The sequence below is a fragment of the Vreelandella sedimenti genome (assembly GCF_013416325.1).
GTDB classification, from domain to species: domain Bacteria; phylum Pseudomonadota; class Gammaproteobacteria; order Pseudomonadales; family Halomonadaceae; genus Vreelandella; species Vreelandella sedimenti.
Genome location: NZ_JACCGK010000015.1, coordinates 55,040 through 76,871, shown reverse-complemented (window position 1 = coordinate 76,871; position 21,832 = coordinate 55,040). Strand labels below are relative to the sequence as shown.

Genomic DNA, 21,832 nt, shown 5'->3' with positions numbered 1-21,832 from the left:
TTGTTGTTAAAGGCTTTCAGTAAACAGTTCGCGACCAATCAACATCCGGCGAATTTCGCTGGTGCCCGCGCCGATCTCATATAGCTTGGCATCGCGTAGCAGTCGCCCGGTGGGGTATTCGTTGATATAGCCGTTGCCGCCGAGCAGTTGAATGGAATCCAGCGCTACCTGAGTGGCTTTTTCCGCGCAGTAGAGAATGACGCCCGCCGCGTCTTTACGGGATGTTTGGCCACGATCACAGGCACCTGCTACGGCATAAAGGTAGGCGCGACAGGCGTTCAGAGTCGTGTACATATCCGCCACTTTGCCCTGCACCAGTTGGAACTCACCAATCGACTGGTTGAACTGCTTACGCTCGTGGATATAGGGCATCACCACATCCATGGCAGCCTGCATAATGCCAATCGGGCCAGCGGCCAGTACGGTACGCTCGTAATCCAGCCCGCTCATCAGTACGCGTACGCCTTTTCCTTCGTCACCGAGAATGTTTTCAGCGGGAACGGCGCAATCCTGGAACACCAGCTCACAAGTGTTGGAACCGCGCATGCCCAGCTTGTCGAGCTTCTGGGCGGTGGAGAAACCGGGCATGCCTTTTTCGATAATAAAGGCGGTAATGCCTTTGGAACCCGCTCCGGGGTCGGTTTTGGCGTACACCACCAGTACGTCTGCATCCGGACCGTTAGTGATCCACATTTTATTGCCGTTAAGGATGTAGTGGTCGCCATTCTGCTTGGCACGCAGCTGCATCGAGACCACATCAGAGCCTGCGCCGGGTTCCGACATGGCCAAAGCGCCCACGTGGTCGCCGCTGATCAGTTTGGGAAGGTACTTGGCTTTCTGCTCGGGGGAGGCGTTGATCTTGATCTGGTTAACACACAGGTTTGAGTGGGCGCCGTAAGAGAGCGCTACCGATGCGCTGGCCCGTGAGATCTCTTCCATGGCAATACAGTGGGCAAGATAGCCCATGCCGCTGCCTCCATCCTCTTCCGAGACGGTAATCCCTAATAGCCCCATATCGCCAAACTTCTTCCACAGATCGTTAGGGAACTCGTTGTTGCGGTCGATTTCGGCCGCACGGGGGGCAATCTCGCTGGCAGCAAAGGCGTTGACCTGCTCGCGTAACATGTTCAGTTCGTCTTCGAGGCCAAAATTGAGTTCTGAGTAGTGTGAAAACATGGTCAATCACCTGTTGCTGATTATTTGTGTTTGCTATTTGGGCTGGTTAGCTGTCTCGGCTAATCGAGCTGGTGTTATGTCGCGCGACGAGTCAGTGCATGGTGGCGGAAGAGGAGGCAGAGGTTTTATCGGTCGCACTCGCATGCTCCTCTTCGTGCTGCTTTTCTTGAGGCTCTTTTTCGAGTAGTTCTTCGAGCGCTTGGCGGCAGCGGATCTCAGCGCTTTCAAGCTCTAGCTGCACCATGGTGATGTCTTTCATTTGTTGATCCAGCGCCGCACGGCGCTCGCCTATTTTGCTAAGCATTAGGTGCAGCTGCTTTTTGCTGCCGCTGCGGGTTTCGTCCCAAAGCTCGAACAGCTCACGAATCTCTGCCAATGAAAACCCCAGTCGCTTGCCGCGAATGGTGAGTTTCAGCCGCACACGGTCTTTGCTGCTGTAAACCCTGGTTTGCCCACGCCGAGAAGGGTGAAGCAACTCCTGATCTTCATAAAAACGAATGCTACGGGTGGTTAAATCAAACTCGTTGGCTAGTTCACTGATCGAGTAAGTTTTGCTCATGGTGACGTTCTCTCAAAAGGCATGTTTCTTAAGGACAGTTCTTAAGGACAGTTCCTAAAAATTAGTCCCAAGATATGACTCCTATGGAACACTGCCACTGAGGCTAAAACAAGTTTACGTTAACGTAAAGCTATTGTTGCTAGCAGTTGAAAAGCGTTGAAATTAGGTAAGTCACTGATATTTATATATCGCAAGCAGTTATTAATTCAGGATAGTATCGTCGATAGACCAAAGTTGTAATTGTATTGCTATAGCGACAGTTGCTAGTTTGCATATACACCTTACGTTCAGGTAAGGCAGTAGCAGCCGTTTCTGCCATGCCGGTAAAGATTTAGCACAACAACAATAAGAGGCTTGCCACTCTATGAGTGCAAACGATGTCCTTCAGGGACCTGTCCTCGAAACTCGAGGGCTGACCAAAGAGTTTCGCGGCTTCACCGCCGTGGACGATGTCAATCTTCAGGTACAGGAAGGGCATATTCACGCACTGATTGGACCCAATGGTGCTGGTAAAACCACCGTATTTAACTTATTAACCAAATTTCTGCCGCCTACCCGAGGCGATATTTTGTATCGCGGCAACTCGATAACCAGCAAAAAGTCCAACGAAATCGCTCAATTAGGGTTAGTGCGCTCGTTTCAGATCTCTGCGGTCTTCGCCCACATGACCGCGTTGGAGAATGTGCGAGTGGCCCTGCAGCGCAAACTGGGTACCTCGTTTCACTTTTGGAAATCTGAGAAATCCCTGGATCACCTTAATGAGCGTGCGCTTGAACTACTGGAAGAAGTGGGGCTGCGAGAATATGCCGATACGCTAACGGTAGAGATGCCCTACGGGCGTAAACGAGCGCTTGAGCTGGCCACTACGCTTGCCCTCGACCCCACCATGATGCTGCTTGATGAACCTACTCAGGGCATGGGCGCAGAAGATGTTGACCGCATCGTGGCGCTGATTAAGCGGGTGTCCCAAGGGCGCACTGTATTAATGGTGGAGCATAACTTAAGCGTTGTTAGCCGCCTGTGTGATCGCATCACCGTGTTGGCGCGAGGCGCTGTTTTGGCCGAGGGCGATTACGATGCTGTCTCCCGGAACCCATTGGTACGCGAAGCCTATATGGGTAGCGATGCCGCGGAAGAGGATGGTTCTGAAAAAGAAGGAGCTGCCGTATGAACATCGCTGAGGCCGAAGTGCCTATTGAAAACACGCAAAGCCTGGAAATGTTGCGCGTGCAAGATCTGCACGCCTTTTATGGCGAGTCGCACATCCTGCATGGCGTCAATTTTGATGTGAAGCGTGGCGAGTTAGTGACGCTGCTGGGGCGCAATGGCGCGGGACGTAGCACCACGCTTAAATCGATTATGAACATGGTGGGACGCCGAACGGGCTCTATCGTGATTAACGGCAATGAAACGCTGTATATGAAGCCGCACCATATTCCGCGTTTAGGGGTGGGGTACTGCCCGGAAGAGCGCGGTATTTTTGCCAGTTTAGATGTGCACGAAAACCTATTGCTTCCACCCACTGTGCGTTCTGGCGGTATGAGCCTGGATGAAATCTACGCCATGTTTCCGAACCTTTATGAGCGGCGTAGAAGCCAGGGGACGCGGCTTTCCGGGGGGGAGCAGCAGATGTTAGCCATGGCGCGTATCTTGCGCACGGGTGCGCGCATGTTGTTGCTCGATGAAATTACCGAAGGGCTTGCTCCCGTCATTGTACAGAAACTTGCCGAAGTGTTGGTTCAGCTTAAAGGGCGTGGGATGACTATTGTGCTTGTGGAGCAGAACTTTCGCTTTGCGGCGCCGCTTGCGGATCGCCACTTCGTGATGGATCACGGTCAGATTGTCGAAGAAATCAGCGCCGCGCAGCTGCCATCGCGTCGGGAGCACCTCAACTCAATGCTAGGGGTATAACACACGGTTTATAGACACTTAAATGTTCATTACGCCAACAGTTTCGCTGCTCTCAAAACAACAATATTAATCAGTAATTTGCAGTACGCACTTTCACGACAACTCAAAGACTACACAACAACAAAGGCCTCCGGGCCAGGAGACGAACATGACCTTTATGAAAAAAACGCTGGCTGCCAGCATTGCCATTGCGGCCGCTTCAAGCCTCGCTATGTCTACCGCCCAGGCTGATATGAGCGATGGTGAAGTCCGCATTGGTTACCTGGCCGATATGTCCGGCACTTATCGCGACCTCGCAGGCCCAGGCGGCCTAACCGCCATGGAGATGGCGGTGGCAGATTTTGGCGGCAGTGTAAATGGCGCGTCCATCGTTATTTCCAGTGCAGATGATCGCAATAGCGCTGACGTCGGTGCTAATACCGTGCGTGGTTGGATCGATCAGGATAATGTCGATATGGTGGGCGGTTTGGTAGCGTCTTCTGTGTCCATTGCGGTGACCAAAGTGCTGGAAGAGAACAATGGCCTGGGTATCGTATCCGGCTCGGCGGCTTCTAGCATTACCAATGAACACTGTACTCCTAACCACATCCACTGGGTGTACGACACCTATCCGCTCGCTAACGGTACCGCCAAAGCCGTCGTAGAGCAGGGCGGCGATAGCTGGTTTATGCTGACCGCAGACTACGCCTTCGGTCATGCACTTGAAGCCGACGTAACCAAAGTAGTGGAAGAGAGCGGCGGTGAAATTGTGGGCGGCGTTCGTCATCCATTCCCGACTAACGACTTCTCTTCATACATTCTTCAGGCTCAGGGCTCCGGAGCGAAAATTATTGGCTTGGCCAACGCCGGTGCCGATACCGTTAATGCGATCACTACGGCCAGCCAGTTTGGCTTGACTCAATCTGGGCAGCAGCTAGCGGGCCTGTTGATTTTCTTGAATGACGTTCACGCCCTAGGCCTGGAAGCCACTCAGAACCTGCTGCTAACTACTGGCTGGTACTGGGATATGGATGAGCAGTCCCGTGAATGGGCACAACGCTATTTCGATGAAGTAGGCCGCATGCCCACCATGGTTCAAGCGGGTATCTACTCCAGCACCATGCACTACCTGAAAGCCGTTGAAGCCGCGGGCACCGATGACCCTGAAACCGTACGCGCGCAAATGGCCGAGATGCCTATTGAGGACTTCTTTGCCCGCAACGGTAGCATCCGTGAAGATGGTCGCATGATCCACGATATGTACCTGGCCCAGGTGAAAACACCCGATGAGTCCACCGGTGAGTGGGATCTTTACGAAATTCTCAGCACCATTCCCGCCGAAGAAGCCTACCGCCCGCTATCTGAGAGCCAGTGCAAATTGGTGCAAAACTAATTTCCAGGCTGAGCTTGAACCAGATAACCATCGTAAGTGATGAGTAGAACCGGTTGGCGGCAAGTTGCCGCCAACTGTTTGAGGGCGAGGAGAGTCGCATTATGACGATGATATTCGGCGTGCCAATGGCCGTCTTCATGGGCCAGCTAACGCTGGGTCTTGTGAATGGCGCCTTTTATGCACTGCTTAGCCTGGGCCTGGCGGTTATCTTCGGCCTGTTGAAGATCGTCAACTTTGCCCATGGGGCGCAATACATGCTGGGGGCCTTCGCCGCGCTGTTAGGCTTTCGCTATTTGGGTATTAATTACTGGCTGGCGCTGCTGCTAGTGCCGCTAGTAGTCGGTGCTTTTGGGGTGCTGCTGGAGCGTTTTTTGCTGCGCCGTATTGCCCATTTGGATCACCTTTATGGGCTGTTGCTCACCTTCGGCTTAGCGCTCATTTTTGAGGGCACGCTGGTCAACTTCTTCGGTGTTTCCGGGGCGCGTTACGCTACACCGGAAATCCTCCAGGGCGGTTTGAACCTGGGCTTTATGTTCTTACCGACATATCGCGCCTGGGTGCTGGTAGCAGCGCTGGCGATGTGCCTGTTTACCTGGTTTATGATCGAGCGTACTCGGTTGGGTGCTTACCTTCGCGCGGGTACTGAGAACTCTCAGTTGATGCAGGCGTTTGGCGTCAATGTGCCGCTGCTGATTACGCTCACCTATGGGTTTGGGGTTGGTTTGGCTGCGTTTGCCGGCGTGTTGGCAGCGCCGCTCTATCCGGTATCGCCGACCATGGGGTCGAGTTTGTTAATCGTGGTGTTTGCGGTAGTGGTCATCGGCGGGATGGGGTCGATTTTAGGTGCCATTATTACCGGGCTTTCCATGGGCATCATCGAAGGGCTGACCAAGGTGTACTACCCCGAAGCCTCTAATACGGTGATCTTTCTTGTCATGATCCTCGTGCTCATGTTGCGCCCCGTTGGGCTGTTCGGTAAGGAGGCATGAACATGGCAGAATCTCAATCAATGGCGGCGCCATCCGCGGTACTGGAACGTCAAAAACGGGCCAAGTTTCGCCGCAATATGTTCTATCTTGCGCTAATCGTGGTGGGGCTGATAGCGCCGTTTTTGGCCTATCCCGTGTTCTTGATGAAAGTGCTCTGTTTTGCGCTGTTTGCCTGTGCTTTCAACCTGTTGCTTGGCTATGCTGGTCTGTTGTCATTCGGCCATGCGGCATTCTTGGCAACAGGCGGCTACGTAACCGGCTACCTGTTGGCGAGCTACCCAGGGTTGACGCCTGAGCTGGGTATTATCGCCGGGACTGTTCTGGCCACGCTGCTTGGAGTGGTGTTTGGGGTGCTCTCCATCAGGCGTCAGGGCATCTATTTTGCCATGGTGACTTTAGCGATCGCCCAACTTGTCTACTTCATGTTTGTGCAGGCGCCGTTTACCGGCGGCGAGGATGGCCTGCACGGCGTGCCCCGCGGCGAGTTGTTTGGGTTTATTAGCCTGAGCAGCAACCTGGCGATGTACTACTTTGTGTTCGCGATTTTCATCTTCGGCTTCGCGCTGATTCAGCGCACGGTGCACTCGCCGTTTGGTCAGGTGCTAAAAGCGATTCGTGAAAACGAGCCCCGCGCGGTATCGCTCGGGTACAACACCGATGCCTATAAGCTAGTGGCGTTCGTCATCTCTGCAGGTTTAGCGGGCTTGGCGGGTTCGACCAAAACCGTGGTCTTCCAGCTGGCTTCGCTGACCGATGCGCACTGGCATATGTCCGGTGAGGTAATTCTGATGACCTTGCTGGGTGGTGTGGGCACTTTGCTGGGCCCGTTAATGGGCGCGGGTATTGTGGTCAGCTTGCAGCATATCCTGGCACAGTCGCCGCTGGGGAATTGGGTTAGCGTTATTCTCGGCATTATCTTTGTGGTCTGTGTACTCAGTTTCCGTAGCGGAATAATCGGTGAGCTGGACAAGATGTATCGCAAAAACTTTAAGTAGCACCCTCCCTCTCTGTCCGATGTTTGGCGCCGTTTGGCGCCTTTTTTTTGATTTTTTATTAAAGGCATACGCCTAAGGTCGCAAGCGTTGGCAGGTTGCTTGTAGCCGGGTAAATGGATAAGTTAACGTAAACGTCAATTATAACGACAACAGCAGTGCGCATGCGCATTTGCGGAGATACGCCATGAATTTTGAACTCAACGAAGATCAGGTCGCCTTTGCCGATATGGCGCGGGCGTTTGCCCAAAACGAGCTAGAGCCCCATGCCGCCGAGTGGGATCAAACCTCCTTCTTTCCCGTCGATGTGATTCGTAAAGCTGGCGAACTTGGCTTTTGCTCTCTTTACGCGCCAGAAAGCGTGGGTGGGTTAGGGCTCTCGCGGCTGGACGCCAGCATCATTTTCGAACAGCTCTCCATGGGCTGCACCTCTACCACGGCCTACCTAACCATTCACAATATGGTCACCTGGATGCTGGCGGATTTCGGCACGCCGGAAGCGGTAGAGCAGTGGGGCACAAGGCTGGCCACAGGCGAGCTGCTGGGGTCTTACTGTTTAACCGAGCCTAACTCAGGCTCCGACGCCGCCTCGCTGAAAACCACTGCCAAGCGCGACGGCGACCATTATGTGTTGACCGGCAGCAAGATGTTTATTTCCGGTGCCGGTAGCACCGATTTTCTCGTGGTGATGGCGCGCACCGGCGGTGAGGGCGCCAGCGGCGTCTCGGCGTTTGCGGTCGATGCCAAGAGCGATGGCATTAGTTACGGGCGCAAAGAAGAGAAGATGGGCTGGAACAGCCAGCCCACCCGCATGATCACTTTTGAAGATGTGCGGGTGCCCGCCAATCATCTGCTTGGTAACGAAGGCGACGGTTTTAAAATTGCCATGAAGGGCTTGGATGGTGGCCGGATCAACATTGCCACGTGTTCCGTTGGCACTGCCCAGCAGGCGATTAACAAAGCCCGCGAGTATATGCTTGAGCGCAAACAGTTCGGTAAGCGCCTAGCCGAGTTTCAGGCGCTGCAGTTCCGCTTAGCCGATATGGTCACCGAGTTAGTCGCCGCTCGGCAACTGGTACGCATGGCCGCTACCAAGCTGGACGCAGGCCACGCCGACGCACCGACCTACTGTGCCATGGCCAAACGCTTTGCTACCGATGTAGGCTTCAAGGTATGTGACGAAGCGCTTCAACTTTACGGCGGCAATGGCTATATCAAGGAGTACCCCATGGAGCGCTTCGTGCGCGATACCCGGGTACACCGGATTCTTGAAGGCACCAACGAAATCATGCGTTTGATCATCTCACGCCGGGTTCTGGCCGATGGCGCCACCGAGCTGTAGATAACTGTTGATAGGATAACAATGAATAAAATAATGGTGGATACGATAGCGACGGATAAGGAATGTCAATGAGCAGCGTACTGTTTACCGAACACCCCACTCAAGACGGCCACGTCATCGCGGAGATCAAGCTCAACGCGGAACGTTCGCTCAATGCCTTAACGCTTGCGATGTGTGAAGAGATGTTGCCGCGCCTTCGCGACTGGGCCAATGATGAGCGGGTGGTGGCGGTGCTGCTGGATAGCGCAGGCGAAAAAGCCTTTTGCGCCGGTGGTGATGTGGTGAATCTGTATAAAACGATTACCGGCGAAGGCGACCCGAGCTTCCCTGAGCGCTTTTTCGAGACTGAGTATCGGCTAGATTTTCTCTTGCACACTTACCCCAAGCCGGTGATCTGTTGGGGTAATGGTATTGTGATGGGCGGCGGCATGGGGCTGTTAAGCGCCAGTAGCCACCGCATAGTGACCGAGACATCGCGTTTGGCCATGCCGGAAGTCACCATCGGGCTTTACCCCGATGTCGGCGCCAGCTGGTTTTTAAACCGCCTGCCTAACGGCGCAGGGCGATTTTTAGCCATGACCGGCTGCCAGATCAATGCGCCAGATGCCGTACACCTTGGCTTGGCTGACCGCTGTATCGCCAGCCACCACCGCGATGCCATGCTGCAGCAACTGACCGACGCATCCTGGGGAGCCGGTGAGAATACCGATGCCCATGGTGTGGTTAACCGCATCATGCGTGAGCTTGAGCAAACATCCCAGCCTATATTTACCGAGTTGGAAGCGCCCGTTTACCAGCACTCACCGCTGATTCGTGAATTGATGGATCACGATAGCGTGGAGCAAGTTGTCGCGGCTATCACGGCGGTAAAAAGCGATAATAAGTGGTTTGTCAAAGCGCAGAAAACGTTGGCTCACGGTAGCCCGGTGTCAGTGAAGTTGATTGATGAGCAGCTAAAGCGGGCCAAGCATATGTCGCTGGCAGAGGTGTTCCAATCCGAAATGGCACTATCTGTGCAGTGCTGTCGCCACCGCGAATTTCCTGAGGGCGTTCGCGCACTGCTGATCGATAAAGATGGCCAGCCAGCGTGGACATACCCGGATGTGGCCTCGGTAGAAAAGAGCTTTATCGACGAACTGCTTGCCTCTCCCTGGCCGCAAAACCCCTTGTCGGATCTGTGCTAGCTTAAATTTATAAACACGCTTATAAGGACAATAAAGATGACGACTGTTGCATTTATCGGCTTAGGCAATATGGGTGGTCCAATGGCCGCCAACTTATCAAAAGCGGGCTTTGACGTGCGCGCCTTTGATCTTTCGGAAGACGCACTGGAGGCCGCCAAATCAAACGGCTGCGAAGTGGCATTTTCGGCCCTAGAGGCTGCCACTGGTGCGGATTTTGTAATCTCCATGCTGCCCGCGGGCAAGCACGTGCGCGAGCTTTATGTGGAGGGCAATGCACCGCTGTTCGAAGTGATCAAGCAGAGCGCGCTGGTGATTGACTGCTCCACCATTGATGCCGACACCGCCCGTAGTGTTGCCGCTGAAGGTGAGGCGCTAGGCATCGGCTTTGTGGATGCGCCGGTTTCCGGCGGGGTAGGCGGTGCTCAAGCGGGCACGCTGACGTTTATCGTCGGTGGCTCAGAAGCCCATTTCGAACAGGCCAAGCTGGTGCTGGAGGTGATGGGGAAAAACATCTTCCACGCCGGTGATCATGGCGCAGGGCAGGTGGCCAAAGTCTGCAACAACATGCTGCTCTCTATCCTGATGGCAGGCACCTGCGAAGCGATCAATATGGGCGTCAAAAACGGCCTGGATCCCGCGGTGCTTTCGGAAATCATGAAGCAGAGCTCCGGCGGTAACTGGGCGCTAAATGTTTACAACCCCTACCCAGGCGTTATGGAAAACGCACCGGCCTCCAAAAACTACCAGGGCGGCTTCCAAGTAGACCTGATGATCAAAGACTTAGGCCTCGCCATGGATGTCAGTCAGCAAAGTGCCTCCGCAGTTCCCATGGGCTCCGCCGCACGCTCACTGTTCACCCTGCATAAAGCCAAAGGCAACGGTAAACTCGACTTCTCAAGCCTGATGCAGCTCTATCGGGATAAAGAGGGTGAATCGTGAGGTGGGAGGAGTAAATGGTGAGGGGTAAGTCGTGAATGGTGAGGAGCCAGGGGTGGAGTAGCGCGTGGTAACGAGTTTTGCGAGGAACGAGCAACATGAGGCACCCGTATGGACGGCCCCGCGCGAATGGGCGGCGAAGCCGCCCCAGCTACCCCACCAAAGCCACAGCTTGTCTCCGACCTCAAGGGCGGGCAAACTTAAAGAAACTGCTCATATACAAGGACTGCCATGATCACGCTTTGGGGCCGCAACAACTCCACCAACGTCAAAAAAGTGCGCTGGGTGCTAGAAGAGCTGGAACTGCCGTTCGAGCAGATCCAAGCGGGGCTTGAGCACGGGGTAAACAACACTCCAAAATACCTGGCCATGAACCCCACCGGGCTAGTGCCGCTACTCAAAGATGACGCCACCAACAGCGTACTGTGGGAATCCAATACGATTATTCGCTACCTTGCCGCGCAGTACGGGCAAAGCAAGCTATGGATCGAAGCCCCCGCCGAACGGGCGCAGGCAGAAAAGTGGATGGATTGGTCGAACAGCACCCTGTCACCACGGCACCGCACGATCCTGATGGGTTATGTCAGAACCCCACCTGAAAAACGCGATAATGCTGCCATTGAAGCGGGTATGCAGGCGTGTGAAGAGCTATTTGAATTAATGGATAACGTGCTGGCCAAGCAAACGTTCTTCTCGGGCAATGAATTTGGCCTGGGCGATATTGCCGTTGCACCGTTTATATACAACTTATGGCATATCGGCTTAACCTGGCAGCCGCGGCCCCATTTAGAACGCTGGTACCAACAGATCGCTGAACGCCCCGCCTACCAAAAAGTGGTCGTGATTCCTGTTACGTGATGCTTGAATCTAAATGAGGTCAGCGCACTTGTAGCGCGTGGTAACGAGTAGCGAGCGCAGCAAGAAACGAGGCGCCCGCGGGAGGGCCAGCGAAGCTGCCCCAGGTAATGCCTAAAAGCTCGCCTCAACCTCCGCCAACTCATTATCCAGCGCCTGCAATACCTCGCACGCCAACCCATGGCGCTGGGCACTATCAATCAACGGCCCCAATATCGCTCCGCGCTCGGTGGGGCGTTTGGCCTCCACGTCCTGCAACATCGAAGCCTTATTGTTTGCCGTGTTCTCCACCACCTGCCACACCAGCGCCAACCACGCACCTTCACCGTTGCCATCATTGGGCGGCGCAATGCCCTCGGCGAACATAATCGCCGCGACTTCCTTTACAACCTCCACCACGCGGCCTGAATAAGCTTCATCGCGCAACTTGCCGTTACGCACGCCATTCAATGCCACCAATGGGTTAATCGCCGCATTCACCGCCAGCTTCTGCCACAAGCGCTGGCGAATATCATCCACCTTTGTGGCGGCAAGCCCTGCTTGGGTTAATGTGTGCGCCAGTTCTTCCGCCAGCGCACCGTGCTGGTTATGCAAACCACCCACAAAGGTATGCCCACGCCCCGCATGCACCACGCCATCATCACCGGTTAGGTAAGCCCCTTCGGTTGTTGTCGCGCACAACACCTGCCCCGGCCACGCCTGAGTAATACGCGGCTGCGCCAAAAAACCGTTCTGCCACAGCACTAGCGGGGTAGAAGGGGAAATACAGTCAGTAATGCCAGCCAGCGCAGACTCAGCCACCATGGCCTTGGTAGTGATATGCACAAAGGCGGGCGGCTCAGGCGTGTTTGATGCCAGTTGAGCTGTCGTCAACGAGTTTAATGGTAGCACGCGATGTGCGCCCTCTGGCGTGGTCAGCATCTGTCTCGCAGGCAACATACGGCGACCGAGTAGCGTGGTAGTCGCTATTGGGGAAAGCGAATGGGCCAGCAGGCGGCCAATGGCACCCGGGCCGAGTATCCAGTGGTTAGTCATTATCAAAAATATCATCAGCAGCAGGAGTGCCGCCAAGCTTACCGTGTTGATTGCCCATAAATGAAGGCGGTATACGAGGTTAATTTCCAGTGACGGCAGCAATCATTATCTGGTAGCGTTGAAGCTAAGAAGATTTTGAATATTTGCTTGCAGAATAGGTGCAAATAAACACAGATTATTGCTGCTGGGACACCTGGTTGGAGGGCTGATAACGACCCTGAGCGGGCATTTACAGAGGTCGGATATTCACGGAGCGTTTACCTCACAATGCGCGTTTTTTTGATAGGGTTCGTAATATGAGCGTTCGTATTGCTGGAGAAAAATCTTTTAAATGCGTTAAAACAATAGCTTATAAGAAGTCATTTTATGCTTATGCGCAATTTTGACAAGATAGCGATAAAGTTAACGCACGTGCGCACTTTTCTGAAAAAGCATATCGCGAAAATAAGCTTTATTTTTAGAAATTTCAAGGCATTACAGATTGATGGTTGACAGAAAAACACGCATGCACACATAAACTGTTGGGCCATAAGTGAAGGCTTGATTACTCCGCCAACAGGTATGCCGCGCCAAGTCGGGCTGGCTCCAAAATAGTATGTGGCTACTGCACATGAATAAAAACCGGGCATTACAGTTGAGTTTTCCAAATAGTGAAACGGTATCTCGCAGACACCTTCGCGATGATTGTATTCTCCACCGTTTGTGGAGCTTTTATAGAAATCGTAATCGCGGGGTTATCAATTGGCCAATCTGTGGGAATTCGCATTGCAGCGATACCTGTCATATTGTTTGCTGGCAGGCCATACGGGCTTTATAGAGATTGGCTTTTCAGGCTCCTAGATGTGGGCATGAGGCTGGAGAGCTCAAATCGGCGGTAATAGATATTTTCGCGAACTTTTCGTTCCAAATCACCTTGTATTTGGTTTTGCTTTATATAAATAGTGCAACAATAGAGCAGGCGTTGAAAGCCGGAGGATCTATCGTGATATTCCTCATCATTTCAGACAGGCCTTATGGAATATTCTTGAATGGTTGTAGAAAACTGTTTGGTGTAGATTCAAATTAACGGAGGCGATACAGGAATTCCTATCGTAGGCAAGTATTCGTTCGAATGTATACAAAGCCCAACAAAGCGCTGCTAGGAACAACCCTAAGCTCCGATTCGGTCTGCCCCAGAGCGCGGCATTATACCAGAGACGCCTAAAAGGCAGCTCTTGGCTCATTGTTACCCGAGCCAAGTATCGAATTAGTTCGCTCCGTAATAGTTGAGCTTTTCAAGCTGTTGCCACTGATTTTGTTCGTTGCCCTCATGGCGGGTTGGCTCGCATCAAGCCAACTCGCAGATCGAGTGCGCGATACGTTAGATAGTCGCCCATGGCACGCGATTGTCTTCGCTGGCCTGATTGGTGCCATAACGCCGGTTTGTGGTATCGCAAGTATTCCTCTGGTTGCCGCCTTGTTGCGTCAGGGTATACCCATGGCGGCGGCTATGGCCTTTTGGCTATCCTCACCGGTCACCGATCCGGGCATGCTGATCCTGACAGCTGGCATTCTCGGATGGCCATTTGCCATCGGAAAATTACTTGCTGCGCTATTGCTTGGCCTGGTTGCAGGGGCGGTTATGCAGGGGTTGAGTTGTTGGAAGCCGCAAACTAACTGGGTTCGAGAAGGTGCATTGTTGCAACTCAGCATGAATTCGTGCGATTCGTCAGCGCCGTCGCGCTTTATCGATGAGGCAAAAGCAACCTTTTCCCTGGTGGTGCGCTGGCTAGCTTTCGCTCTGACTTTAGAAGCCATTGTGAGAGCACATCTAGGAGAGACGGACTTCTCAATTCTCACCACGGTAGAAAGTGCATGGGCTGTGCCTTTAGCAGTAGCGGTAGGGGGGCCGCTTTATATCGAAGGGTATGCCGCTTTGCCACTGTTGCGGGGTTTGATTGAAATGGGACTAACAAAAGGCGCTGCCATGGCCTTCTTGATGTCAGGCGCCACTATCAGTTTGTACTCGGCCATTGCAGTATGGAGTCTTGTTCGTCCGTCGATTTTTGGTCTTTACCTTACTCTGGGAATCGTAGGCGCGCTGATTGCGGGATGGATGACCGATATTGTGATGTTGTGACGCGAATGCCTGATAAGGCTGGGACCTCTACCTCTCACTCGCTTGAGTCAGATGCCTATGGGCTTTTTCTCTTTGAATTACTTATAGCTAACTGTGGTTAGCTATTTTGCACCACGTAACCGCTAGCATCCTGCCAGATACATTACATTTTATAAATGGCTTATCCTTTGGCAGCAGGCAAAATATCGGGGAGTGCCTACAACGGCATCCCTTGGCATGGGTCTAGCGAACAGAAACCCTTGCAGCAAATCACAGTTGCGGCGGACTAAATCCTGCTGTTCCTCTCGCTCTTCAATGCCTTCTGCCACCACGACCAAGTCCATATGGTGGGCCATGGTAATAATCCCCTGGACAATGGCGGCGTTATTGCGGCTGGTCGTTATATCTTTGATGAAGGCTCGGTCGAGCTTCACTTTATGTATGGGCAGATCGCGCAGATAGCTCAGGCTTGAAAAGCCTGTTCCGAAGTCATCTAGCGCCACCTTAATGCCCATCGACTTAAGCGCGGTGATCAATGCGATGGCCTGTTCGGCACCCTCCAGCAGCACGCTCTCGGTCACCTCAAGTTCAAGAAGCTCAGGCGGAAGGCCTGTTTCGGCTAGTGCCAGTTGGACTTCCTCCAGGAACCCTTCGCGTCGAAACTGAAGTGATGAAATATTGACGGCCACGGGGACCACACGCTCGCCTGCGGCAAGCATAGCGGCAATTTCTTGGCAGGCGCGACGCAGTACCCAGCGACCTAAGGGGATAATTTGGCCCGTTCGTTCAGCCAGCGGGATGAATACCCCAGGTGAAATCATTCCTTTCTCGGGGTGATGCCAGCGGATTAGCGCTTCCAGGCCATGGATGTGGCCGCTGACTGCCTCTACGATGGGCTGATAATAAAGCTCAAACTGCTCCTCATGCAGGGCTGTATGCAGGTCATGGCGAAGTAGTACCGCCTCTTCAGTGACCCTTTGCACGTCACCTTGGTACCAATTCCAGGTGTTACGGCCCTGTTGCTTGGCGTCTCCCATGGCCAAACCAGCGCGCTGCATTAATTCATGGGCGTGTTTAACAATCCCGCAGTTGCAGGCAATACCAATGCTGGCACTGATATGTAACGACTTGCCGTCAATCTGAAAAGGCAGTGTGAACGCATCCAGAATACGTTCCGCAAACACTTTGCATGCTGAACGACCCTCCAGGTCGACAAACACAATAGCGAACTCATCGCCGGTGAGTCGTGCCACGGTATCGCTCGGGTCAATGAGAAGCTGAAGGCGCTCTGCCACCGCGACCAGTAACAAATTACCGATGTGATGCCCCAGTCCATCATTGACCGTCTTGAAGTCATCCAAATCAAGATGCATGACCACTACCATTCCTTGCGACTGTTGGGCGTGCTCGAAGGCTACCTCCAGGCATTCATCCAGAGCCGTACGATTGGGTAGTCCCGTCAGTAGATCATGCGTCGCCTGGTAGGCGATTTGCGCTTCTTGCGCGCGATGCTGGGTGATGTCCTGCTGAATACCAATGTAGTGAGTGCAAACACCTTGCTCATCAAATACCGGGCTGAGCGACAAATGATTCCAAAAGGACGTGCCATCCTTACGGTAGTTGAGTAGCGGTGTTTCAACCGACTTTCGCAGAGCAATTGCCTGATGAACGACCATGACCGCCTGCCGATCCGTATCCGGTCCTTGCAGGAACCGGCAATTGCGGCCTAACGCCTCCGCTGGGTTATACCCGGTGAGGCGATAGAAGGCGTCGTTGGCATAGATCAGTGGCATATCCGGCTTGCTGGCATCCGCCATGAGCACCCCGTTGGGGGTCGCCTGGATGCCTCGTTCCAACAGGCGCCGAGCCGCCTCCGCTTGCTTATCTGCCGTGATATCTCGGCAGATGCCATAAACGCCGACAATCTCACCATCAACCGAGACGGGGAAGTTGAGGATTTCTAAATAATAGGCATGGCCATTGTGGTGTATACCCATGGTCTCGTATTGGCAACCGCCGCCCCGTCTGGCGATATCAAAATTAGCTTGGGTGAGCGCCTGATAATCAGGTTCAATAAACTCGTTAAAGTGATGACCAATCAGCGCCTCTTCCGGGTAGCCGGTAATCCGCGATAAAGCAGGGTTCCCACGCTGGAAGCGGCCTTCTAAATCAAACTCATAAACGCCGTTTGGGTGGTTTACAAACAGTGAGCGGTGCCATTCCGACAAGCTGCGATGCTGACGTGAGTCGCGATCACGCACGATGGCTAACGCAACTAGCGCTGCCGCCAGGCGCAAACGATCTTTGCTAGTTTCGTTAGGTGAGCAGGGGTGCCGGTAGTAAGTGCCGAAAGTGCCCAACAACTCGCCAGTGGCCGTCATCACGGGACTTGACCAACAGGCGCGCAGTCCTTCTTGTTCGGCGGCATCGCGAAACGCTAGCCAGCGAGAATCCGTGCGAATGTCTTCGGTAATCACCTGTTGTCGCCGGTAGGCAGCTCCGCCGCAAGAAGCTGAATCAGGGCCAATCGGTACTTCTTGAAGCTGGTGTTGATAACGACGAGAGAAGCGCTGGCTAGGGTAGAGGCTTAGCGACTGTTGATCAGGATTGAAACGCATGAACCCCACGACGGCATCGGGCAGCATCATTTCAACCCAGTTGGCGATGGCATCCAGCATCTGCTCAAGAGACGCTTGTTGAGCGATCAGCTCATGCACCGCTTGCTGTGCCTCCATCATTGAACGTTCGTTATACAAGCCAGCCTCCCCATTTTAATTGTTCGTGTCCTGAATATGTGCATTAGTGACCTAGTGCGAGAAAGACGAGTTTGTTATTAATCACTAATAAGCATAAAGCATTACAAACCTAGTCATTGCTCTACTAATTAAAGTGTATATAGTTTGCCGTATCAACGAGAAAAGACCTATGGCTTGAAAAAAATAGGCGAATAAGAATTATTACCGAGGCACTTAAAATGACTGCTCCAACACTTTATGAAAATCCATCGGCTAGCGTGATTCGTTCACTGCTTCAACACACTCATGAACTATCTATATACTCTAAGGACATGCCCTATGCTTTAAAGGCAGAGGTGATTGAATTGCACCAGGGGAACGGGTGTATGGTGCTAGAGGTAGAGTACGCTGGATCAGATATTGAGCGTTATGTTCCCACCGGCAGTCTGAGTTTTGACCTGGAGGCATTGAAAGGGCCTCACGGCAATGAGCGTGATACCTATAGCCTCAGTAATGTTGCCGCTAAATTGCTCAAGACCGATAGTGCGCTGTACCGTCTGGAGTGCCAACTACCGGCAACCATGTTCGTTAAGGAGAACCGAGGCGCCGTTCGCATCCCGTTTATTATGGGTATGCATGCCCGTGTCGGCATCGAAGTTTATCTACACGAACTCAACGTGCCGGGTAGGTTGAGAAATTTGTCTATTGGCGGTTGCATGGTCGACATTGATCTAGCGGACAGCATCTCGATGGGCGTAGACAAGGAAGTGCCTGGTGTAACGCTGGAGTTTCCTAATGGAGACAGTTTTTTTGCTGAGGGCATCATTCGACATATACGACCCTTCGGTAACCAAGGCTATGCGGCTGTCGGTATTCAGTTTCTCAACCTGTCGACTGCCCAGACTGAAGCTCTATTTCACTACGTGAATGAGTCAGAACGAGAGGCTGCTTACCGTACTGGAACGAACGACAAAATGCTTTACCACTCACCGTTGTTTATTCCAGGTACGAAGGAGAAGAAAATTCAGCAACGAGAAGCTCAGGAACGTGATAAGCGCTCTCGTCAGTCGCCCATGGAACGCGGTGTAATGGACGTATCCCATCAGCTGCAAGTAGGGCTGATGTACATGAACACTCGGCAACAGTTTCCGGCCGAGATTTTTTACGATTGCGTCGATACCCTGCGCTACCTTGTGGGGCAGGATCGCAAGACGTTTCTCTATGCGCTGGCATTTTTACGTGACGAGCCAGACTGGGTGAGGCATGCCGTTCAGGTCGCTGGACAGCTAGTTGATATGCTGCTTACCCGCGATCCGCATGACCCTCGGGTGCGGGAGGCGGTACTTGGTGCCTTGCTGCATACCTTAGGCAAGCCCATGCTGATCAGTGCGGAGTTACCGACGCTCAAGGTCAACATGACGCCCGTCCAAAAAGCGATTCTTAGCGGCCATGTGACCGTGCTGTATAGAAAATTTTCCGAGCTTGGCTGGGAGCCAAGTCCCACCTGTCGCGATGTGATCGAGAATGCTAACGAACGCCTGGATGGCTCCGGTTACCCAGCGGGTAAGCGTGAAGAGCAGCTATCGGAGCTAGTCCGGTTGGTCTCGGTGATCAAGGCGATTAACAAACTCCTTCACGCGCGTAACGGTGAGCCTCCACGCCCACCGCTTGACGCCTATCGCAGGATTCATGAATCAGACACGGTTTACGACAAAACGGTGTTGGTGGAGTACATCCAAATTTATGGTCTGTATCCCATTGGCAGTCTGGCCAAGTTCTCAGGTGGTTTTCTTGCTTGGGTGATGGATATCAACGGCAAGGGTATGCCGAGTCAAGTTAGCGTGGTCAAAAACCTACGCTTCCCTGATACCAATATCAATAGTGTCATCAATCAAAATGACCTGTCGCAGATTGGCAAGCTGGAAGGTATCGTTAACCCCTCGGATTACGGGGTCAAGGTGCTTAAAATTTAGAAGAAGAAGCATCAAAACGAGTAGCAGGAACGCAGATGCTTCATTTGAATAGCCGTCGCTTTTCATCATTACCTGATAGTGCGTTTGGTGGAAGGTAGCTGTAGAGATGCTGCCTAGACGTCTGTTGGATAACAAAAAATATAGGATATGATAAGCAACTTGATTTTTGATCGACTACGGACGGGGGCAAAGATAAGCCAATTCTTTCACATGTATGCTCTAGTCAGGACAGCTTTTCTTCGCCAGAGGGTAGTCGAACTTCATTGAATCGAATGGATATTACACCATGAATCTCTCTCACGAGTTGCGTTTGCAGGCCATTATAGACGGCACAAGAGCGGGCACCTGGGAATGGAATGTCAAAACCGGAGAGGTGATTTTCAACGAACGTTGGGCGTCTATGCTCGGTTTCACCTTGGAAGAGATCCAACCGCTTTCCATCGAAACCTGGAACCGTCTGTGTCACCCCGACGACTTGAAGCAATCCTACATGCTGATCAGCCAGCACTTGGATAACCAAGTCCCTTTCTATGAATGCCTATGCCGAGTTCGTCGCAAGGATGGCAGTTGGTGCTGGATCCAGGATCGAGGAATGCTGGTGAAAGAACCCGACGGTACACCAACAGACTGGATGATGGGCACGCATATCGACGTTTCCATCGAACAGGAATCACAACAGCACTTTGCCCATCTGGCAGCCTCTGTGCCAGGAATACTTTTCTCTTTTGAAATGGATTCGCCAGTCGAGTTCCGATTCAACTATGTCAGTGAGCGTTCGTACGCCTATTTTGGTCTTGATTGCAGAGCCATTGAGGCAGATGCCTCTGTGTTATTAGATATTATTTATCCAGCCGACTTTACTGATATCAAAGCAGCTTTAAAAACCTGTTACAGATCAAAATCGGAAACGTCTTGTCAATTCAGAATAGCAGTAGACGGGGCCGAGCAGTGGTTCCAGGCGGTTGCGCGGCCCATCCGAGACCCCTTCGGAAAACTAGTCTGGCACGGTATGCTGACAAATATTGATGACCAAAAGCAATTAGAAAATACACTGGCTTACCTGTCCGTTACGGATGAATTGACCGGTCTGTTTAACCGCCGCTACCTGACCCGTGCACTTGGCGACTCAATGAAGCTTTATCGGCGATACAAGACGCCATTTTCGCTGATTAGCCTTGATATTGATCATTTTAAACGAATTAATGATTCTTATGGTCATCTGGTGGGTGACCGAGTGCTATCTAAAATTGGCAAGCTGATGAAAAACCGCCTTCGAGTCACTGACATTGTAGGTCGTATGGGGGGCGAAGAATTTCTCGTAATCTTGCCCAATACCTCAGAGGAAGAAGCCATCCAGATTGCAGACAACTTTCGACAGGTGGTCAACCAAACTGAATTTCTAAACGAAGATTATATACCCTTTGTTGTCGCTGTCAGTGGTGGTGTTTTGGAAATGACTGACGATGTTACCTCAGTCGAAGACTTGCTAAAGCGATCTGATCGACTGCTATATGAGGCCAAGGAAAGTGGCCGGAATATGATTCTCAACAAACAATCTCATCGAAAAAGTCAATGTCGTTGAAGCATTTCTCTAGCTAACGATGTGGGTACCAGAAGGGTAGGGATAAAAGGGTACCCACGCTGCAACATCCTCTGCTACGCTATTGTTGTAACGTGTTACTAGCAAAGGCCCATCAGCATACGAAAAAATGGTGAGCTTACTTTACGCTTATACTAACTTGTTCAAATTCACTTCCACTGATCCAGTCGGTGTAAACTGACGTTACCTGTCGAGAGGAAGAAGAAAAGGGTAATGTTTGTAAACTGAGCGCGGTAACCGGTATTTAAAAATAGCTATCAAGAAAGATTTATTTGGTAGTCTATCTGGCTGTCGAATATAAGCAAAACAACGAATTGGCGAGTTAGGGTTAATATGGCATAATTCAACACGGACAATTAGCCAAGGGTTCAAAATATTTGGAGTAATTTAGATGGCAGCAATGTTAAAAGATTACATCAAGAAAGAACAAATGTTAAAGAAGCTGCAGGAAGAGTTTTAACAACTTGAAAGTAATAGCGAGCTCAAGAAAGAATTAGAGTTCAAGGAAAAATTGCATGCGCTTATGGCTGAGTACGCAAAAGTTGGCCGCGATGTGTGTGAGATTTTGGATCCTTCATACCGGAGTAAATCCGGCAAAGGTGTAAATATGGGTGGTCGTAAAAAGCGCGCATTGAAGGTCTAAAAAATCCACACACAGGCCAAGTGGTCGAAACTCGCGGTGGAAAACACAAAGTTATTCAGGAATGGGAATCAGAATTTGGCAATGAAAAGGTGGTCAACTGGATTGTGGAAGAGCGAGCATGAACATAATTGATGTATGTAGGAGCTAGCCTCTCAATTCAATTGAGCGCTAGCTCACCTTTTAGGAAGTGGAATGACGCCTTGGTGAGTGTCTGCAAACGGCCGAGGCTGTGTGAAAACCTAAAAATCAGTTGGCAATGATAGTGTTCAGTCGTATTGGCACGACTATCGGCCAGCAGTGCGCTTCAGAATGCCTTCATTTACTATTTCTGCATCTCAAGCTATTCGAGATAATGTTTAAAAACACCCGCTAAAGAGCGTTAACGGCTTCTATATGCTTGGTCGACCAGGATCAGCTACCCTATGCTCACAT

Annotated in this window: 19 protein-coding genes; 15 read left to right on the top strand and 4 right to left on the bottom strand. The window is 52.1% G+C overall.

Annotated elements, in window-relative coordinates:
- Positions 1-6 precede the first annotated feature (6 nt).
- Positions 7-1,176, bottom strand: a complete 1,170-nt coding sequence (locus HZU72_RS17055) for an isovaleryl-CoA dehydrogenase (RefSeq protein WP_180094245.1) — start codon at positions 1,174-1,176, stop codon at positions 7-9.
- Between the two features lie 91 nt (positions 1,177-1,267).
- Positions 1,268-1,735: a MerR family transcriptional regulator gene (locus HZU72_RS17050; RefSeq protein ID WP_180094243.1), complete on the bottom strand. Its 468-nt coding sequence runs from the start codon at positions 1,733-1,735 to the stop codon at positions 1,268-1,270.
- A gap of 364 nt (positions 1,736-2,099) precedes the next feature.
- Between HZU72_RS17050 and HZU72_RS17045 the strand changes: the two genes are divergently transcribed.
- The 9 genes from HZU72_RS17045 (at position 2,100) to HZU72_RS17005 (ending at position 11,319) form a co-directional block, all read left to right on the top strand.
- Positions 2,100-2,906, top strand: a complete 807-nt coding sequence (locus tag HZU72_RS17045) for an ABC transporter ATP-binding protein (protein ID WP_022523811.1) — start codon at positions 2,100-2,102, stop codon at positions 2,904-2,906.
- On the top strand, positions 2,903-3,646 hold the full coding sequence (locus HZU72_RS17040) for an ABC transporter ATP-binding protein (RefSeq protein ID WP_180094241.1): 744 nt from the start codon (positions 2,903-2,905) through the stop codon (positions 3,644-3,646). Before HZU72_RS17045 ends, HZU72_RS17040 begins: the two co-directional genes overlap by 4 nt.
- A 148-nt stretch (positions 3,647-3,794) precedes the next feature.
- Positions 3,795-5,018, top strand: a complete 1,224-nt coding sequence (locus tag HZU72_RS17035) for an ABC transporter substrate-binding protein (RefSeq protein ID WP_180094239.1) — start codon at positions 3,795-3,797, stop codon at positions 5,016-5,018.
- A gap of 101 nt (positions 5,019-5,119) precedes the next feature.
- Positions 5,120-6,007 carry a branched-chain amino acid ABC transporter permease gene (locus tag HZU72_RS17030; protein WP_035578663.1) on the top strand — a complete coding sequence of 296 codons (888 nt, stop codon included), beginning with the start codon at positions 5,120-5,122 and terminating at the stop codon, positions 6,005-6,007.
- Positions 6,008-6,009: 2 nt separating this feature from the next.
- Positions 6,010-7,002: a branched-chain amino acid ABC transporter permease gene (locus tag HZU72_RS17025; RefSeq protein ID WP_035566049.1), complete on the top strand. Its 993-nt coding sequence runs from the start codon at positions 6,010-6,012 to the stop codon at positions 7,000-7,002.
- A gap of 184 nt (positions 7,003-7,186) precedes the next feature.
- Entirely contained in the window at positions 7,187-8,341 is a 1,155-nt protein-coding gene (locus HZU72_RS17020; RefSeq protein WP_180094237.1) for an acyl-CoA dehydrogenase family protein, read from the top strand.
- A gap of 68 nt (positions 8,342-8,409) precedes the next feature.
- Positions 8,410-9,525 (top strand): enoyl-CoA hydratase/isomerase family protein, encoded by a 1,116-nt coding sequence (locus HZU72_RS17015; protein ID WP_180094235.1) that lies wholly within the window; start codon positions 8,410-8,412, stop codon positions 9,523-9,525.
- A gap of 21 nt (positions 9,526-9,546) precedes the next feature.
- Complete coding sequence (mmsB, locus tag HZU72_RS17010) at positions 9,547-10,464, top strand: 3-hydroxyisobutyrate dehydrogenase (RefSeq protein WP_286902465.1); 918 nt, start codon at positions 9,547-9,549, stop codon at positions 10,462-10,464.
- Between the two features lie 228 nt (positions 10,465-10,692).
- Positions 10,693-11,319, top strand: a complete 627-nt coding sequence (locus HZU72_RS17005; RefSeq protein ID WP_180094231.1) for a glutathione S-transferase family protein — start codon at positions 10,693-10,695, stop codon at positions 11,317-11,319.
- Positions 11,320-11,430: 111 nt separating this feature from the next.
- Here HZU72_RS17005 and HZU72_RS17000 read toward each other — a convergent pair whose 3' ends face one another.
- On the bottom strand, positions 11,431-12,351 hold the full coding sequence (locus HZU72_RS17000; protein ID WP_180094229.1) for a ketopantoate reductase family protein: 921 nt from the start codon (positions 12,349-12,351) through the stop codon (positions 11,431-11,433).
- Between the two features lie 650 nt (positions 12,352-13,001).
- On the opposite strand from HZU72_RS17000, the gene alaE (HZU72_RS24245) reads away from it, so the two are divergent.
- From alaE (HZU72_RS24245) to HZU72_RS16985, 3 genes are all read left to right on the top strand, one after another.
- Positions 13,002-13,229, top strand: a complete 228-nt coding sequence (gene alaE / locus HZU72_RS24245) for an L-alanine exporter AlaE (RefSeq protein WP_180094227.1) — start codon at positions 13,002-13,004, stop codon at positions 13,227-13,229.
- Positions 13,172-13,417, top strand: coding sequence for an L-alanine exporter AlaE (alaE, locus tag HZU72_RS24240; RefSeq protein WP_180094225.1), 246 nt, complete (start codon positions 13,172-13,174; stop codon positions 13,415-13,417). The genes alaE (HZU72_RS24245) and alaE (HZU72_RS24240) overlap by 58 nt, the downstream gene beginning before the upstream one ends.
- A gap of 156 nt (positions 13,418-13,573) precedes the next feature.
- The gene (locus tag HZU72_RS16985) at positions 13,574-14,470 is read left to right on the top strand and encodes a permease (RefSeq protein ID WP_328737617.1); all 897 of its coding nucleotides are present in this window, start codon (positions 13,574-13,576) and stop codon (positions 14,468-14,470) included.
- 149 nt (positions 14,471-14,619) lie between these two features.
- Here the strand turns inward: HZU72_RS16985 and HZU72_RS16980 are convergent, their stop codons facing one another.
- Positions 14,620-17,205 (bottom strand): bifunctional diguanylate cyclase/phosphodiesterase, encoded by a 2,586-nt coding sequence (locus HZU72_RS16980; RefSeq protein WP_235976161.1) that lies wholly within the window; start codon positions 17,203-17,205, stop codon positions 14,620-14,622.
- 365 nt (positions 17,206-17,570) lie between these two features.
- Between HZU72_RS16980 and HZU72_RS16975 the strand changes: the two genes are divergently transcribed.
- The 3 genes from HZU72_RS16975 to HZU72_RS24235 all read left to right on the top strand — a co-directional run bounded on the left by HZU72_RS16975 (position 17,571) and on the right by HZU72_RS24235 (position 21,522).
- Positions 17,571-19,157, top strand: a complete 1,587-nt coding sequence (locus HZU72_RS16975) for a PilZ domain-containing protein (RefSeq protein ID WP_328737615.1) — start codon at positions 17,571-17,573, stop codon at positions 19,155-19,157.
- 286 nt (positions 19,158-19,443) lie between these two features.
- Positions 19,444-20,739 (top strand): sensor domain-containing diguanylate cyclase, encoded by a 1,296-nt coding sequence (locus tag HZU72_RS16970; RefSeq protein WP_180094214.1) that lies wholly within the window; start codon positions 19,444-19,446, stop codon positions 20,737-20,739.
- 681 nt (positions 20,740-21,420) lie between these two features.
- Entirely contained in the window at positions 21,421-21,522 is a 102-nt protein-coding gene (locus HZU72_RS24235) for a hypothetical protein (protein WP_371829550.1), read from the top strand.
- Positions 21,523-21,832: the final 310 nt, after the last annotated feature.

Bases quoted from the DNA above. Each gene is read 5' to 3' on its own strand.
- HZU72_RS17055 (WP_180094245.1), bottom strand. From the start codon at position 1,176: ATGTTTTCACACTACTCAGAACTCAATTTTGGCCTCGAAGACGAACTG.
- HZU72_RS17050 (WP_180094243.1), bottom strand. From the start codon at position 1,735: ATGAGCAAAACTTACTCGATCAGTGAACTAGCCAACGAGTTTGATTTA.
- HZU72_RS17045 (WP_022523811.1), top strand. From the start codon at position 2,100: ATGAGTGCAAACGATGTCCTTCAGGGACCTGTCCTCGAAACTCGAGGG.
- HZU72_RS17040 (WP_180094241.1), top strand. From the start codon at position 2,903: ATGAACATCGCTGAGGCCGAAGTGCCTATTGAAAACACGCAAAGCCTG.
- HZU72_RS17035 (WP_180094239.1), top strand. From the start codon at position 3,795: ATGACCTTTATGAAAAAAACGCTGGCTGCCAGCATTGCCATTGCGGCC.
- HZU72_RS17030 (WP_035578663.1), top strand. From the start codon at position 5,120: ATGACGATGATATTCGGCGTGCCAATGGCCGTCTTCATGGGCCAGCTA.
- HZU72_RS17025 (WP_035566049.1), top strand. From the start codon at position 6,010: ATGGCAGAATCTCAATCAATGGCGGCGCCATCCGCGGTACTGGAACGT.
- HZU72_RS17020 (WP_180094237.1), top strand. From the start codon at position 7,187: ATGAATTTTGAACTCAACGAAGATCAGGTCGCCTTTGCCGATATGGCG.
- HZU72_RS17015 (WP_180094235.1), top strand. From the start codon at position 8,410: ATGAGCAGCGTACTGTTTACCGAACACCCCACTCAAGACGGCCACGTC.
- HZU72_RS17005 (WP_180094231.1), top strand. From the start codon at position 10,693: ATGATCACGCTTTGGGGCCGCAACAACTCCACCAACGTCAAAAAAGTG.
- HZU72_RS17000 (WP_180094229.1), bottom strand. From the start codon at position 12,351: ATGACTAACCACTGGATACTCGGCCCGGGTGCCATTGGCCGCCTGCTG.
- HZU72_RS16975 (WP_328737615.1), top strand. From the start codon at position 17,571: ATGGTGCTAGAGGTAGAGTACGCTGGATCAGATATTGAGCGTTATGTT.
- HZU72_RS16970 (WP_180094214.1), top strand. From the start codon at position 19,444: ATGAATCTCTCTCACGAGTTGCGTTTGCAGGCCATTATAGACGGCACA.